The organism is Baekduia sp., from assembly GCF_035685985.1.
Lineage (GTDB): Bacteria > Actinomycetota > Thermoleophilia > Solirubrobacterales > Solirubrobacteraceae > Baekduia.
The window spans coordinates 258,742-273,197 of record NZ_DASRZV010000013.1 but is presented as its reverse complement, the minus strand read 5'-3'; the positions used below and the strand labels follow the sequence as shown (position 1 = coordinate 273,197).

Here is a 14,456-nt window from a genome sequence, read left to right as displayed (position 1 = left end):
CGGGACGCTGGGGGCGGGACCCGCATCCAGACCTGAATCCCGGCTCGGTGTGGCGCACCCTCGAGATCGATGGCACATCGGGGTCGCCAGACGACCCCGATGTGCCACTCGTCCGCGCAGAGCCGAGCCGGGTGTGATGTCGGCCCCGCCGCCACCAACGCCCCGCGCCCTACCCCACGCCGCCGACGCCCCCGCCCAGCAGCCGCAGCTCCACCTCGAGCACCTGGTCCAACAAGCCCGGCAGCGCCTCGGGCCCGCCCACCAGCAGCTCCTGCGTCACCAGCTCGTGGATCGCCCCCACCGCCGCGCGGAAGACGAACGGCGCCGGCGCCGGAACCGCGCCACCGGCGCCCGCCCCGCCCCGCACCGCCTCGAACCCCTCCATCAGCCGCTCCGCGAACCTCTGATGCACCGCGTCGCGGCGCGCCAGCGCGTCCGGCCCGGCGCCCAAGACCTCGATCAGGAACGTGCGCGCGAAGGCCGGGTTGTCGGCCAGCAGCTGCAGGTAGGTCTCCGTCCCGGCCCGCGCCGCGGCGAGCAGCCCGCCGGACGGGCGCGCCGCCTCCTCGGCGGCCGCGATCTCCTCCAACAGCCCGGCCACGCCCGCGTCGTAGGCGGCCAGGAAGCAGTCCTCCTTGTTGGAGAACTGCTCGTAGAAGGACCGCCGGGACACGTGCGCGCGCTCGATGACGTCGGCGACCGCGACGTTGGCGTAGCCCTTGGTCGCGCACGCCTCGGCCATCGCCACCAGCATGCGCTCGCGCTGGGAGTCGGCGACGACCTCGCGCGGGGCGGCGTGGCGGCCGCGGGGCAGGACGCGCAGGGCCCCGGAGGTTTCGCGGTGGACACTCATGGAGACAACATTGTACACTTGAGACAGAAGTGTTCCTTCGAGCGATCCCGGAGCGCCCCGCATGACCCCGACGCATACGCACATCGCCATCCTCGGCGCCGGATTCGGCGGTCTCGGCACCGCGATCAAGCTCAAGCAGCGCGGCGAGGACTTCCTCGTCCTCGAGCGCGCCGACGGCGTCGGCGGGACCTGGTGGGCCAACACCTATCCCGGGTGCCAGTGCGACATCCCGTCGCACCTCTACTCGTTCTCCTTCGCGCCCAACCCGAGCTGGTCGCGCACCTACCCCAAGCAGCCCGAGCTGCGCGACTACCTGCGGCGCACGGCCGAGAAGTTCGGCGTCTTCGACCGCGTGCGCTTCAACACCGAGGTCACCGCCGCGGCCTGGGACGAGGACGCCGCCCGCTGGCGCATCGAGACCTCCCAGGGCCCGTACACCGCCGACGTGCTCGTCGCCGCGCCCGGGCCGCTGAGCGCGCCGTCGATCCCGGACCTCCCGGGCCTGGACGAGTTCGAAGGCACGGTCTTCCACACCGCGACCTGGAACCACGAGCACGACCTGCGCGGCCGCCGCGTCGCGGTCGTCGGCACCGGCGCCAGCGCGATCCAGGCGGTCCCGGTCGTCGCCGAGCAGGCCGCGCACCTCGACGTCGTCCAGCGCACGCCGCCGTGGGTCGTCCCCCACCGCGACCGCCCGATCACCGGCGTCGAGCGCCTGCTCTACAAGACGTTCCCGCCGCTGCAGCGCGCGGTCCGCGCCGGCGTCTACTTCAGCCGCGAGCTGCTCGTCCCCGGGTTGGCCTACAACCCGAAGCTGCTCAACGTGGTCGAGAAGGTCGCGCGCAAGCACATCAACTCGCAGGTCCAGGACCCCGAGCTGCGCGCCAAGGTCACGCCGACCTACACGATCGGCTGCAAGCGGATCCTCCCCTCCAACAAGTGGTACCCGGCGCTCTCGCGCGAGAACGTCGACCTCGTGACCTCCGGCATCGAGCGCTTCACGCCCACCGGCTACGTCACCGCCGACGGCGTCGAGCACGAGGCCGACACCATCATCTTCGCGACCGGCTTCCACGTCACCGACATCCCGCTGGCCGACCTCGTGACCGGGACCGACGGCCGCACGCTGGCCGAGCAGTGGCAGCGCTCGCCGCAGGCCTACCGCGGCACGGCGATCGCGGGCTTCCCGAACCTGTTCTTCCTGGTCGGCCCCAACACCGGCCTGGGCCACAACTCGATCGTGTTCATGATCGAGGCCCAGCTGCGGTACCTGCTCAGCGCGCTGGACGCGATGCGCGCCCGCGGCGCCGGCCGGATCGAGGTCAAGGCCGACGCCCAGCAGGCCTACAACCGGCATCTCCAGGCGAAGATGGGCAAGACGGTGTGGAACTCCGGCGGCTGCGCGTCGTGGTACCTCGACGCCCAGGGCCGCAACACCACCATCTGGCCCGACTTCACCTTCCGCTTCTGGCGGCAGACGCGCGAGTTCGACGCCCCGGCCTACGCGCTGACGCCCGCCAAGGCGCCGGAGACCGAGCCCGCGCCGGCCGCCGCGTAGCGGCGCGCGGCCAAGGCCTCCACCAACTCCGAGGCGCGCGCGGGGCCGTCGCAGGCCGCCATCTCGTCGGCCAGCTCCTGGGCCCGCGCGCGGAAGCCGTCCTCGTCGAGCAGGCGCCGGACGGCCGCGCGCACCTTGTCCGGCCTGGCCCACTGCGCGCGCATCCCGATCCCGACGCCCGACCACGAGACGCGCGCGGCGAGGTCCGGCTTGTCCTCGGTCGCGCCGACGCTGAGGACCGGCACGCCGTGGCTCATCGCGAAGTGCAGGCCGCCGTACCCGCCGTTGGTGACGTAGACGTCGACGTGCGGCATGAGCGCCGCGAACGGGATGTAGCGCGCGACGCGCGCGTTGGCGGGCGCGGGCGGCAGCAGCGTCGGCTCCGGCCCGCCGGTGACGGCGATCACCTGGACCGGCTCGTGCTCCAGCGCGCGCAGCGTCGGCGTCAGCAGCTCGTCGGGATCGGTCGCCACCGTGCCCTGCGTGACGAGCACGACCGGGCGCTCGTCGGTCAGCATCTCGCCCCACCACTCCGGCAGCTCGGTGCTCGCGGGCGCGGCGGGCAGGTGCGGGCCGACGAAGCAGACCTGCGCGGGCAGGTTCGAGCGCGGGTACTCGAACGACGGCACCGACGGATGCAGGTAGAGGTGCGGCGAGAGCGAGGCCGCGAACAGGCCGCCCGGGTTGGGCGAGATCCCGACGCGAGCGCACATCGCGCGGTAGTCGGCGTCGACCGAGCGGAACAGCGTGCGGTCGATCAGCGTGTTGAGCGCGCGGTTGCGGGCGCGGTTGAGCGTGCGGTGGGCCAGCGGCGTCAGGCCGAGGCCGAACGGCGGCGCGTCGGGCGAGGGCATCATCAGCGGGCCGATGCCGAACGTCGCCCACCGCAGGCCGCAGCGCTCCTCCAGCGCGGCCGCGGCGCCGCCGAACGTCGGCTCGACGATCAGCAGGTCGGGCCGGACGTTGGCCACGTGGCGCTCCAGGTCCGCGATCTGGTCGGGGACCATCTTGATGAAGATCTCGCGCATGTCGTACTTGAAGCGCGCGACGCCCTTGGCCTCCGCGCGGCCCGGGAACGTCGCGTCGAGGTTGCCGAAGTCGAGGTCCCAGGCGTCGATGAACGGCAGGAACGCCGCGCCGGTGGCCTCCACGCGGGCGCGCTTGGCCTGGCCGCTGAGCCAGAAGACCTCGTGGCCGCGGCGGGTCAGCTCGGTCGCCAGCGGCAGCAGCGGGGAGAAGTGGCCGTCGGCGGGGAGCGTGGCGATGAGGAAGCGGGGCATGATGGCACCCACCGTCTCGCGCGCGGACGCGCGCGGCATCGGGGAGCGCCCTAGTCCTGCCCCGGGTGCGGATGCCCGTACTACCGCACGCGGAACGCGCCGCGCATGAACGGATGGACGCGGCAGAAGTACGTGTAGGTGCCCTGCGCGAGCGTCGTCGGGGTCTTCCACGTGGCGCGGTTGGCCGCCGGCGAGGCGCCGACCGGCCCGAAGCCGAGCTGGCCGGAGTCGAACTGCGTGCCGAACGCGCCGTTGGCCAAGGGGTAGGAGATCCCGGTCTGCCGGTTGCACGGCGAGCGGCAGGTCGTGATCGAGTGCCACTCGTAGGACGTGTCGTCCTGGTTGACGAACGTCAGCGAGTGCCCGCGCGCGACGACCGGGAGCTTGGCGCCCTTGTTGTAGAGGAGCCCGAGGTCGCCGGGACGGAACTGGTAGTCCTTGATCTTGACCGTCGTGGTCTTGACGGTGGCCTTGGCGCGCCGCGGGTCCGGGTAGATCACGCCCTTGCCGCCGTGGTGGTCGTTCTCGGCCAGGTGGCCGTGGGTCAGCTCGCCGTCGGGGTCGACCGTCGACGCGAACGGGTCCGGGCCGGTCGTCTCGTGCGGCGCGACGAACAGCAGGACGATCCCCATGTTCTCGTACCAGGACGACTGGCGGGCGTCGTAGGTCGAGTGGATCGAGAGCGTGTCGCCGGCCTTGACCGCGGCGCGCCAGGTCGGCTTGGACGCCGTCAGGCTGACGTCCCACGACACCGGCCCGGCCGGGTCGTAGTACTTGGCCTGCGAGCGGAAGATCAACTTGGTGGTGTCGCCCCGCGTGACGTCGATGTCGTCGCGCAGCCCGCCCGGGTGCAGGTGGCCGACGGCGGCGACGATCGTCGCGTCGTAGGGCATCGAGAACTCGTTCTGGCGCGGGCCGCCCTTGTACGGGTCGTCGACCGCCTCGTCGGGGAACGTGAACTGGCCGTCGGCCCCGCCGCTGTGCTGGGCGACGTCGAAGACCGGGTAGGCCCAGCCGCGGCGCACGTCCATCCAGAACGGGATCACCGGCGTGACGGCCTGGGCCAGATCCGACGACGCCGGGATGAAGTCGAGGTCCCACACGAGCCGGACCTTGGTGGCGTTGGGCGTGTTGTTGTGGATCATCTCGTTGAGGATCCAGCCGTCGGTCTTCTTGTAGGCGTACCCGTAGCCGCGCGGGATGCGGAAGACCGTCTTCTCCTCCCCGCCGAAGAAGATCGGCTGGATGTTGCCGACCGGCGAGGCCGGCGACGCGCCCGACCCGTTGAGCCAGACGCCGTGGTGCAGGTGGATGACGTCGACCGGCGGGACCGTGCCGTCGAGGTAGGTGAGGTCCGGGCGGGCGCGCACGATGAAGCCGTCCTCCTTGGGCTTCTGCGACGCCGGGACGATCACGTTGTTGATGGAGTTCTGCCCCGGCTTGACCTGGATCGGGCCGGTCTGGAAGCGCAGGTGCTGGACGCCGGGGACGCCGTCCCAGGTGCCGGGCTCGGCGGCGGACGCCGGGGTGGCCGCGCAGGCCGCCGCGGCGATGACGGCGACGAGCGTCGCGACGATCCGGGACATGCGCGCGACCCTCTCAGAAACGCGGGCGCCGCGCCGGCCCCGCGGACGCCGACCTCACGGCGAGGGCGGTGTCCTCGGAGGGCGGGACGGATCCGCGCCGACCGTCACCGGCGTGAGGTAGAGCCGCGCGATCGCCGGCGTCGTCGTGCAGAGCGTGTCGCGCGCGACCTGGAGCGTGGTCGCGACGTCGTCGCCGGTCAGGCCCTCGCGCAGCTGGACCTCGGCGGCGACCATGGCGGACCTCGGGCCCAGCGAGACGGCTTCCAGGGAGCGGACGGCGACGATGCCCGGCTGGCCCTCGATCGCCTCGCGCAGCGCGTCGAGATGGCGCGGCGCGACGGACTGGTTGGTCAGCAGCGCGCGGTTGCGGCCGGTCAGCCGGATCGCGACGTAGGTCAGCAGGCCGCCGATGACGATCGTCGCGATCGGGTCGAAGATCTCGATGCCGGTGACCTTGTGCAGGATCAGCGCGGTGAGCGCGAGCGTGGCGCCGAGGACGTCGATCGTGTCCTCCAGGTAGACCGTCGTGACCGTCGGGTCCGACGACTCCGCGATGAACTGGCGCAGCGGCATCCCGGCGCGAGCAGCGCGGCCGCGCAGCTCGTGGACCGCGATCGCGCGCGAGGTGCCGTCGAGGACGATCGCGATGACGAGGATCGACACGCCGACCCAGAACGCCTCCAGCGCCCGCGGGTGGAAGAGCGCGTTGATGCCCTCCCAGATCGACACCGCGCCGCCGACGACGAACATGCCGATCGCGGCCAGCAGCGCCCAGTACCAGCGCTCGGGCCCGTAGCCGAGCGGATGGCTCTCGTCCGGCGGCCGCTCGGAGCGGCTGATCGCCATGAACAGGAAGATCTCGTTGCCGGCGTCCGCGACCGTGTGCAGCGTCTCGGCGAACAGCGCCGCCGAGCCGGTGAGCGCCGCGGCGATGCCCTTGGCGATCGCGATCGCGGTGTTGGCGGCCAGCGCGGCGAGGACGCTGGTGAAGCTCGCGTCGCGCGCGGTCTCGGGCCCGGACCCGGCGTCGCCGGTCACCGCCGGCTCCCGCCCGCCGCGCGGTGGCGGTCGTGGGCCAGCGCGTCGAGCGTCAGCTCCAGCTGGCGCTCGGTCAGCGGCCGTCCGGGCAGCGGCGCGCCGCCGGGCGCGAGCGCGTCGAGCTGCAGCGCCAGGAAGCGCTTGGCGTAGGCCGGGCTGGCGCCGGCGGTGCCCTCGCCGACGCGTCCGACCGCGAGCAGCACCATCAGGACGTCGCTCTCGGTGACGTCCTCGCGCAGGTCGCCGTCGGCCTGGCCGCGGCGGACGAGGTCGCGCAGGTGCGTGCGCAGGCGGCGCGACAGCAGCTGCGGGACCGGCACCTCCGGGTCGCGCGCGGCGAGCACGTTGATGAACGCGCGGTTGGCCCCCTGCCACGCGACTGCGGTCTCCATCCACGTGTGGAACGCGGACCGGCCCGCCGGCAGCCCCAGCGCGTCGCCCGCCATGCCCGCCAGGCGGTCGGCCTCCTCGCGCAGGATCAGGCTGAACAGCGCGTCCTTGGTCGGCACGAAGCGGTAGAGCGTGCCGATCCCGACCCCGGCCCGCGCGGCCACGTCCTCCATCTTGGCCGCCACCCCGCGCTCGGCGACGACCTCGCGCGCGGCCGCCAGGATCCGCTCCCGGTTGCGCTGGGCGTCGCGTCGCGGGGCGCGTCCTGTCGCGGGCGTCACGGATCCAAGCCTAGTGTTGGCACACTGACGACCATGCCTCGCCCCACCTTCCACCGCATCCTCGTCGCCGTCGACGGCTCCCGCCACGCCGACCTCGCCCTGTCGGTCGCGGTCGCGCTGGCCGAGCGCGACCACGCGCGCCTGACGGTCCTGACCGTCATCCCGAACGTCACCGAGTCGGCCGCGATGGCCTACGGCGCCGGCGTCGACCCGGTCGCGATGCAGCGCGACGCCGACACCGCCGCCGAGAAGACGATGCGCGCCGCGCTGGAGGAGGTGCCCGACGACCAGCCGGTCGAGACCGTCCAGCGCCGCGGCCACGCCGGCCCGGAGATCGTCGAGCAGGTCAAGGCCGGCGACCACGACATCGTGATCCTCGGCGCGCGCGGCCTCGGCCGGATCGGCTCCATGTTCGGATCGGTCAGCCAGCACGTGCTGCGCCACGCGAAGTCCGCGGTGTTCGTCGCGCACCTCCCGGAGGACGCCGCGGCCGAGGCCGAGAGCGAGGATCAGGGCGAGGGCTAGCCCAGGTCCACCACCTCGGTGATCGCCAGCGCGTCGCGCAGCCGCGCGTCGTGCGTGGCGACGACGAGCGCGCCGGGCCAGCCGTCCAGCGCGCGCTCCAGCAGCTCCAGCGACTGAACGTCGAGGTGGTTGGTGGGCTCGTCGAGCAGCAGGCACGACGCGCGGCGGTGGCCGAGGACGGCCAGCTCCGCGCGCGTGCGCTCGCCGGGCGAGAGCGTGCCCGCGGACCGCGACACGCGGTCGGCGCCGAGGCCGAAGGACGCCAACGCGGTCCGCGCTTCCGAGCGGTCCAGGCCCGTGAGCGCCCGGACCGACGCATCCAGCGGGACGTCGCGCGCCAGCACGTCGCGGGCCTGGCCGAGCCGCGCGACGACGGCGGTGGGCGCCGCCTGCCGGGCGCCCGCCGCGAGCGGCAGCTCGCCCAGCAGCGCGGCCATGATGGTGGACTTGCCCGAGCCGTTGGGCCCGCGCAGGAGGATCCGGTCGCCGTAGGAGACCGCGAGGTCGATCGGCCCGACGCGGAAGCCGCCGCGCTGGAGCACCGCGCCCTCCAGCGCCACGACCGGCCCGCCGCGCCGCTCGGCCGCGGTCAGCTCGAGCTTCAGCGCCCGCTCCTCCCACGGCTTGTCGGGGACGTCGATGCGCTCCATCCGCGCCTCGACCTTGCGCGCGCGCCGCTGCATGCCCTGCGCGCGCGACCGGACGAACTCGGCCGAGTGCTTGTCGTGGTCGTGGCCCGCGTGCTTGGAGCGGCCCATGGCGCTCTGCGCGCGGGCGCGCGTCTCGCGGATCGCGTCGTCGAGCGCGGCCCGCTTGGCCTGCGCCTGGTCGTGCTCGGCGACCGCCCGCACGTGGGCGGCGTCGCGCTCGTGCTCGTAGGCCTCCCAGCCGCCGGCGTAGGCCGTGGCGGTGCCGGTGCGGCCGTCGAGCTCCAGCAGCGACTCGGCCGAGCGCTCCAGCAGCGCGCGGTCGTGGGAGACCAGCACAACGCCGCCGGACCGCTGGGCCAGCAGCTGCGCCAGGCGCTCCAGGCCGTCGTGGTCGAGGTGGTTGGTCGGCTCGTCGAGCAGCACGACGTCGAAGCGCGCGGCGCGCAGGACCGCGAGGCCGGCGCGGGCCGCCTGGCCGCCCGACAGCGACGCCAGCGGGCGGTCGAGCAGCGCGGCGTCCAGGCCCAGCTCGGCGGCCGCGGCGGCGACGCGGGCCTCCGCGTCGGCGCCGCCGAGCGCCAGCCAGCGCTCCAGCGCGGCCGCGTGCGGCGTGACCGCGTCGAGGTCGCCGGCGGTCAGCCGCGCCTCCAGGCGGTCCACGTCGCGGGCCGCGGCGGCGACGCCGAGGCGCTCGAGCATCGTCGCGCGGACGGTCGCCTCGCGCCCGGCGGCGACGTCGGCGTCGGCCATCTGCGGCAGGTAGCCGACCGTGCCGAAGCGGGCGACCGTGCCGCCGTCGGGCGGCTCGATCCCGGCGAGGACGCGCAGCAGCGTGGACTTGCCGGACCCGTTGGGGCCGACGATGGCCAGGCGCGTCCGCGCGTCGACGCGCACGTCGACGTCGTGCAGGACGGTGCGGTCGCCGTGATGGCGGGTGATCTTCTGGGCGTCGAGAAGGGTCGACGGCATGTGGGGAGCTCCTGTGGAGGACGGCGGACACGAACGGGCGGTGCGAGGACGGCAGCGGCTCACGCCCGGCCGGAGAGCAAGGTCATCCGGACGCCGGGTGCGGCGGGGAAAGCTGTCGTCAGATCCGATCGCGCATAGGTCGGCCCGTGAGGGCCGCCGAACAACATATCGCGCTTGTCCGGTGCCCGGCAAGCCGGACGGTCGGCGGGGACGGCGCGTCGACCCGGCCGGGCCAGGAAGTAGGTTCCCGGTCCGATGCTCGGATCGCTGTCGGACCTGGAGCGCCGGCTGGCCGTCCCCTACGCGGTCCTGATGATCGGCGCGAACATCGTCGGCGCGGTGATCGTGACCGCGCTGATCCGCTTCGTGCTGCCGCTGCCGCACATCGACGACCCGCACCACGTCACGCAGGTCAACATGGTGTGGTTGGCCGGGTACCTGGCGATCGCGGTGCCGGTCGGCGTCGTCTGGGTCCTGTGGCTGCTGCGCCCGGTGCTCGCGTGGCTGCGCGCCGACCGGCCGCCGACGCCCGAGGAGCAGCGGCTCGTGCTGCTCACCCCCGCGCGCGAGGTCGTCGCGCACGGCGTGCTGTGGGGGCTGAGCATCGTCCTGTTCTTCATCATCAACTCGCGCTACAGCCACAAGCTGGCGGTGCTCTCGGCGATCACGATCGCGCTGGGCGCGCTGGCGACCTGCGCGTTCGCCTACCTGTTGGCGCAGCGCGTGCTGCGCCCGGTCGCCGCGCGGGCGCTGGCCGACTCGGTGCCCGACGACCCGGCGCTGCCGGGGATCACGACGCGCGTGCTGCTGACGTGGGCGCTGGGCAGCGCGGTCCCGGTCCTCGGCGTGACGCTCGTCGGGGCCGGGCAGCTGACCGGCGCGGTCGAGGCCTCGGCGCACCGCCTGGCGATCACGGCGACCGTCCTGGGCGCGATCGCGCTGCTCGTCGGCGTCGCGGTGATGGCGCTCACCGCGCGCTCGCTGTCGGATCCGCTGGAGTCCCTGCGCCGCGCGGTCCGGCGCGTGCAGGGCGGCGAGCAGGACGCCGAGGTCGACGTCTACGACGGCTCGGAGGTCGGGCTGCTGCAGGCGGGGTTCAACCGCATGGTGTCGGGACTGCGCGAGCGCGAGGAGCTGCGCGACCTGTTCGGCCGCCAGGTCGGCGAGGACGTCGCGCGCCAGGCGCTGGAGCGCGGGATCACGCTCGGCGGCGAGGAGATCGACGTCGCCGTGTTGTTCATCGACCTGGTCGGCTCGACCGAGCTGGCCCACCAGCGGCCGCCCGCCGAGGTCGTCGAGCTGCTGAACGAGTTCTTCCACGTCGTGATCGACGTCGTCGACGAGCAGGGCGGCACGGTCAACAAGTTCATCGGCGACGCCGCGCTGGTCGTCTTCGGCGCGCCGCTGCACCACGACGACGCGGCCGGCGCCGCGCTGCGCGCCGCGCGAACGCTGCGCCTGCGCCTGGCCGAGGAGGTCCCCCACCTCGACGTCGGGATCGGCGTCTCGGCGGGCCTCGCCGTCGCCGGGAACATCGGCGCCCAGCAGCGGTTCGAGTACACCGTCATCGGCGACCCGGTCAACGAGGCCTCCCGTCTGACCGAGCTGGCCAAGCAGCACGACGGCCGCGTCCTCGCCTCCCGCGCCGCGCTGGAGCGGGCCGACGCCGACGAGCGCCGGCGCTGGGGCGACGTCGGCGAGGAGACGCTGCGCGGGCGCGCGGAGCCGACGCGGCTGGCGGCGCCGGCGTAGGCGCCGAGCGGGCTCACGCGGGGCCGGCCCCGTCCCCGCCGAAGCGCACCGCGAAGCGCGCGCCGCCGAGCGGCGAGTCCTCGATGGCGACGGTCGCGCCGTGGTGGCCGGCCTGCTGGGCGACGAGGGCCAGCCCCAGCCCCGACCCCGGCGCGACGGTGCCGTCGAGCCGCGCGAAGGGCGCGAAGATCCGCTCGCGGTCGGTCTCGGGGATGCCGGGGCCGTCGTCGTCGACGACGAGCGCCGCCCCACCCGGGCCGCGCTCGACGGTCACGGCCACGCGCGAGCCCCCGTGGCGCACGGCGTTGGTGACCAGGTTCTCGACCACGAGCCGCAGGCCGGGCTCCCAGCCCTCGACCACGACCGGCTCCTCGGGCAGCGTCGCGGTCACGCGCGGGCCCGCGCGCGTGACGACCTCGTCGACCAGCTCGGTCAGGTCGACCGGCGCGTGCTCGATCGGGCCGGCCTCCCCGCGCGCCAGCGCCTGCAGCCCGTCCAGCAGCGCGACGAGGCGCCGCTGCTGCTCCAGCGCGTCGCCGAGCATCGCGTCGCGCCGCTCCGCGTCCAGCTCCGGATGGCGCTTCAGGGCCGACAGCGTCGTCTGCACCGAGGTCAGCGGCGTGCGCAGCTCGTGCCCGGCGTCGGCCGCGAAGCGCCGCGTCGCGTCCAGCGCGCGCTCGCGATCGGCCGCGCTGCGCCCCAGCCGCGCGAGCATCGCGTTGAACGACCGCGCCACCGACCGCAGCTCGGTCGGCCCGGAGTCGGCGGGCACGCGCCGGTCGAGGTCCTCGTCCTCGGCGACCGACGCGGTGACCGTGCGCAGGCGACGCAAGGGCCTCAACAACAGCGACGCGGTCAACCACACCAACAGCCCGACGAGCGCCAGGCCGCCAGCGCCGATCAGCGCCACGCGGCGCTGCAGGACGTCGATCCGGTGCTCCAACCCCTCGAGGCTCGACGTCACCTCCAGCTGCGCGACGCCGCCGAGGTCGGGATCGCTGAGCGTCGTCACGTAGGCGCGGAAGCGGTGCCCGTCGGAGGTGAACGTCGACAGCCCGCGCGGCAGCGGGGCGTGGCGCGGCGGCGGCGGCCCCGCGTCCACGAGCGACGCCTTGCCGAGCCGGATCCGCAGCGACGAGCCCGTCGCCCGCAGCACCGCGTTCAGCCGCGCGTCGTTGGCCGGGACCTCGTCCTGCACGGCCGCCACCGCCGTCGGGCGCGCGAGCTCGGCGGTGCGCTTCAGCCGGTCGTCGAGCGCCTCGCGCTCGGAGCGGTCGATCTCGTGGAACGCGGCGGCCGCCGCGGCGACCATCACCGCGGCCAGGACGACCAGGACGCCGAGCGTCAGGCGACCGCGGAGGCTGCGCACGGCCGCTCAGGTTCTCATGGACGCAGGACGAAGCCCACGCCGCGCACGGTGTGCAGCACGCGCGGCTCCCCGTCCTGCTCGAGCTTGCGCCGCACGTAGCCGACGAACACGTCGGCGACGTTGGTGCCCGGGTCGAACGTGTAGCCCCAGACCTCCTCGTGCAGCCGCGCCCGGTCCAGGATCTCGTTCGGGTGGCGCAGGAACAGCGCCAGCAGGTCGAACTCGCGCCGCGTCAGGTCCAGCGCCCGCGCGGCCCGGACCGCCGTGCGCGCCCGCGGGTCCAGCCGGATGTCGCCGACGGTGAGCACCTCGTCGGCGCCCGCCGGGCGGCGGCGCAGCAGCGCGTGCAACCGCGCGACGACCTCCTCCAGCGCGAACGGCTTGACCACGTAGTCGTCGGCGCCCGCCTGCAGGCCGGCGACGCGGTCGTCGACCTCGTCGCGCGCCGACAGCACGCACACCGGCACCTGGTCGCCGGACGCGCGCAGCCGCTCCAGCACCTCCAGGCCGTCGAGGTCGGGCATCGAGAGGTCCAGCAGGATCACGGCCGGATGGACCCGCGCCGCGGCCTCCAGCGCCGCGCGCCCGCCCGACGCGGGCACGACCGAGAACCCCTCCAGCTCCAGCCCGGCGCCCACCGCGCGCCGGATCGCCGGATCGTCGTCCACGAGCAGGACGACCGGCCCCGCGGCCGGGAGGTCACCCACGCCCGCGGGCCTCGTGGTCGCCGCGGACGTCGCCGCGCGGGTCAGCCACGTTCGACGATCTCGCAGTCGCGACCCACCACGTCCTGGGGGTCGGCGATCACGCGATCCCGCCCGGAGCCGCAGTGCACCGTGTCGATCTCGCCGTCACGAACGTTGATGATGTCATTCCCGGCGCCGCCGAACACCTGGTCGGATCCCGGGCCGCCGGTGATGCGGTCGTTGCCGGCCCCGCCGAGCAGCGTGTCGTCGCCCGGGCCGCCGTTGATCCGGTCGTTGCCCGCGTCGCCCGCGATCACGTCGTTGCCCGGGCCGCCGTTGAGGCGGTCGTTGCCCGCGCCGCCGTAGATGTGGTCGTCGCCGCCGCGGCCGTTGATGACGTCGGGGCCGGGCGTGCCGTGCAGCTCGTCGGCGCGCGGCGTGCCCATGAGGGTCTGCGCGTGCACGACGCCCGCGGCGACGACGCCGAGGACGAGCGAGACGATGACGAGCGGCAGGACGTGGCGGAAGGACATCGACATGAGCATGACGCACCTTCCCGTGCGCGCACGGGATTCCGGTGCGATCTTCATAGTTCTCTCACGGAGCGTGAGGACTGGGTGAGAGCATGCTGAGAACCGGTGCGTGGACGGACAGGCTGTGGGCCATGACCCCCATGCGCATGCGCAAGACCATCATCGGCGCCACCGCGGCGCTCGCCCTGGTGCCGGCGAGCAGCGCGCTGGCCGCGACGATCTCCGGCGGCCCGGGCAACGAGCATCTCAAGGGCACCAACTTCGCCGACGTCATCGACGGCAACGCGGGCAACGACCACATCTACGGCCGTGGCGGCGACGACCGGCTGGTCGGCGGGCCCGGCAACGACCGCATCTGGGGCGGCGCGGGCAACGACACGATCTTGGGCGTGCAGGGCAACGACTGGCTCTACGGCGGGCCGGGCGACGACACGATCGTCGGGGACACCAACAACGCCGGCGACCGCACCTCGTTCGACCACCTCTTCGGCGGCGCGGGCAACGACACGCTGCGCGGCGGCGACTCGCGCGACCACATCTCGGGCGGCAGCGGCAACGACAAGTCCTACGGCGAGAACGGCAACGACATCATGTCGGGCGGCTCCGGCGACGACGTCCAGGACGGCGGCCCGGGCAACGACCGCATCTACGCGAACCTCGGCGTCGACACCACCTACGGCGGCGACGGCAACGACGACCTCTGGGCGCTGGCCCGCGGCGACGTCCACCCCGGCCCCAACGGCGAGGTCGACCAGATCGGCGACACGCTCGACGGCGGCAACGGCAACGACACGTTCCACACCCGCGACGGCGAGGTCGACCGCATCACCTGCGGCCCCGGCTACGACACCGCGCTGCTGGACAACGTCGACGTGATCACCGACGCGACGGCCGCCAACCCCAACGGCTCCTGCGAGAAGGTCGTCCGCAAGGACCCCAAGCCGTCCGAGTCCAAGTCCGAGGACCGGCACAGCGACCAGGCCTAG

Annotated in this window: 13 protein-coding genes; 4 read left to right on the top strand and 9 right to left on the bottom strand. The window is 74.1% G+C overall.

The features are described from left to right. Window positions 1-169: 169 nt before the first annotated feature. The gene (locus tag VFG42_RS06520) at window positions 170-853 is read right to left on the bottom strand and encodes a helix-turn-helix domain-containing protein (protein WP_324906490.1); all 684 of its coding nucleotides are present in this window, start codon (window positions 851-853) and stop codon (window positions 170-172) included. A 61-nt stretch (window positions 854-914) separates the two neighbouring features. Here VFG42_RS06520 and VFG42_RS06515 point away from each other — a divergent pair, with 61 nt between their 5' ends. Next, window positions 915-2,411 (top strand): NAD(P)/FAD-dependent oxidoreductase, encoded by a 1,497-nt coding sequence (locus VFG42_RS06515; protein ID WP_324906488.1) that lies wholly within the window; start codon window positions 915-917, stop codon window positions 2,409-2,411. On the opposite strand, the gene VFG42_RS06510 is transcribed toward VFG42_RS06515, so the two are convergent. From VFG42_RS06510 to VFG42_RS06495, 4 genes are all read right to left on the bottom strand, one after another. After that, window positions 2,354-3,691 carry a glycosyltransferase gene (locus tag VFG42_RS06510; protein WP_324906486.1) on the bottom strand — a complete coding sequence of 446 codons (1,338 nt, stop codon included), beginning with the start codon at window positions 3,689-3,691 and terminating at the stop codon, window positions 2,354-2,356. The genes VFG42_RS06515 and VFG42_RS06510 overlap by 58 nt on opposite strands. 80 nt (window positions 3,692-3,771) lie before the next feature. Further along, complete coding sequence (locus tag VFG42_RS06505) at window positions 3,772-5,277, bottom strand: hypothetical protein (protein WP_324906484.1); 1,506 nt, start codon at window positions 5,275-5,277, stop codon at window positions 3,772-3,774. Between the two features lie 54 nt (window positions 5,278-5,331). Next, window positions 5,332-6,315 (bottom strand): cation diffusion facilitator family transporter, encoded by a 984-nt coding sequence (locus VFG42_RS06500; protein ID WP_324906482.1) that lies wholly within the window; start codon window positions 6,313-6,315, stop codon window positions 5,332-5,334. Continuing rightward, entirely contained in the window at window positions 6,312-6,986 is a 675-nt protein-coding gene (locus tag VFG42_RS06495; protein WP_324906480.1) for a helix-turn-helix domain-containing protein, read from the bottom strand. The genes VFG42_RS06500 and VFG42_RS06495 overlap by 4 nt, the downstream gene beginning before the upstream one ends. A 33-nt stretch (window positions 6,987-7,019) precedes the next feature. Here VFG42_RS06495 and VFG42_RS06490 point away from each other — a divergent pair, with 33 nt between their 5' ends. Next, window positions 7,020-7,511, top strand: a complete 492-nt coding sequence (locus VFG42_RS06490) for a universal stress protein (protein WP_324906478.1) — start codon at window positions 7,020-7,022, stop codon at window positions 7,509-7,511. On the opposite strand, the gene VFG42_RS06485 is transcribed toward VFG42_RS06490, so the two are convergent. Then, the gene (locus tag VFG42_RS06485) at window positions 7,508-9,130 is read right to left on the bottom strand and encodes an ABC-F family ATP-binding cassette domain-containing protein (RefSeq protein ID WP_324906476.1); all 1,623 of its coding nucleotides are present in this window, start codon (window positions 9,128-9,130) and stop codon (window positions 7,508-7,510) included. The two genes, VFG42_RS06490 and VFG42_RS06485, sit on opposite strands and share 4 nt — an antisense overlap. Window positions 9,131-9,385: 255 nt before the next feature. Between VFG42_RS06485 and VFG42_RS06480 the strand changes: the two genes are divergently transcribed. After that, window positions 9,386-10,882 carry an adenylate/guanylate cyclase domain-containing protein gene (locus VFG42_RS06480; RefSeq protein ID WP_324906474.1) on the top strand — a complete coding sequence of 499 codons (1,497 nt, stop codon included), beginning with the start codon at window positions 9,386-9,388 and terminating at the stop codon, window positions 10,880-10,882. A gap of 13 nt (window positions 10,883-10,895) precedes the next feature. Here VFG42_RS06480 and VFG42_RS06475 read toward each other — a convergent pair whose 3' ends face one another. Genes VFG42_RS06475 through VFG42_RS06465 form a run of 3 tightly spaced genes read right to left on the bottom strand, consistent with a single transcriptional unit; the run spans window position 10,896 to window position 13,470 of the window. Further along, window positions 10,896-12,251: a HAMP domain-containing sensor histidine kinase gene (locus VFG42_RS06475; protein ID WP_324906472.1), complete on the bottom strand. Its 1,356-nt coding sequence runs from the start codon at window positions 12,249-12,251 to the stop codon at window positions 10,896-10,898. A gap of 14 nt (window positions 12,252-12,265) precedes the next feature. Then, window positions 12,266-12,958 (bottom strand): response regulator transcription factor, encoded by a 693-nt coding sequence (locus VFG42_RS06470; RefSeq protein ID WP_324906470.1) that lies wholly within the window; start codon window positions 12,956-12,958, stop codon window positions 12,266-12,268. A gap of 41 nt (window positions 12,959-12,999) precedes the next feature. After that, the gene (locus VFG42_RS06465; protein WP_324906468.1) at window positions 13,000-13,470 is read right to left on the bottom strand and encodes a calcium-binding protein; all 471 of its coding nucleotides are present in this window, start codon (window positions 13,468-13,470) and stop codon (window positions 13,000-13,002) included. Window positions 13,471-13,601: 131 nt separating this feature from the next. Here VFG42_RS06465 and VFG42_RS06460 point away from each other — a divergent pair, with 131 nt between their 5' ends. Then, the gene (locus VFG42_RS06460) at window positions 13,602-14,456 is read left to right on the top strand and encodes a calcium-binding protein (protein WP_324906466.1); all 855 of its coding nucleotides are present in this window, start codon (window positions 13,602-13,604) and stop codon (window positions 14,454-14,456) included.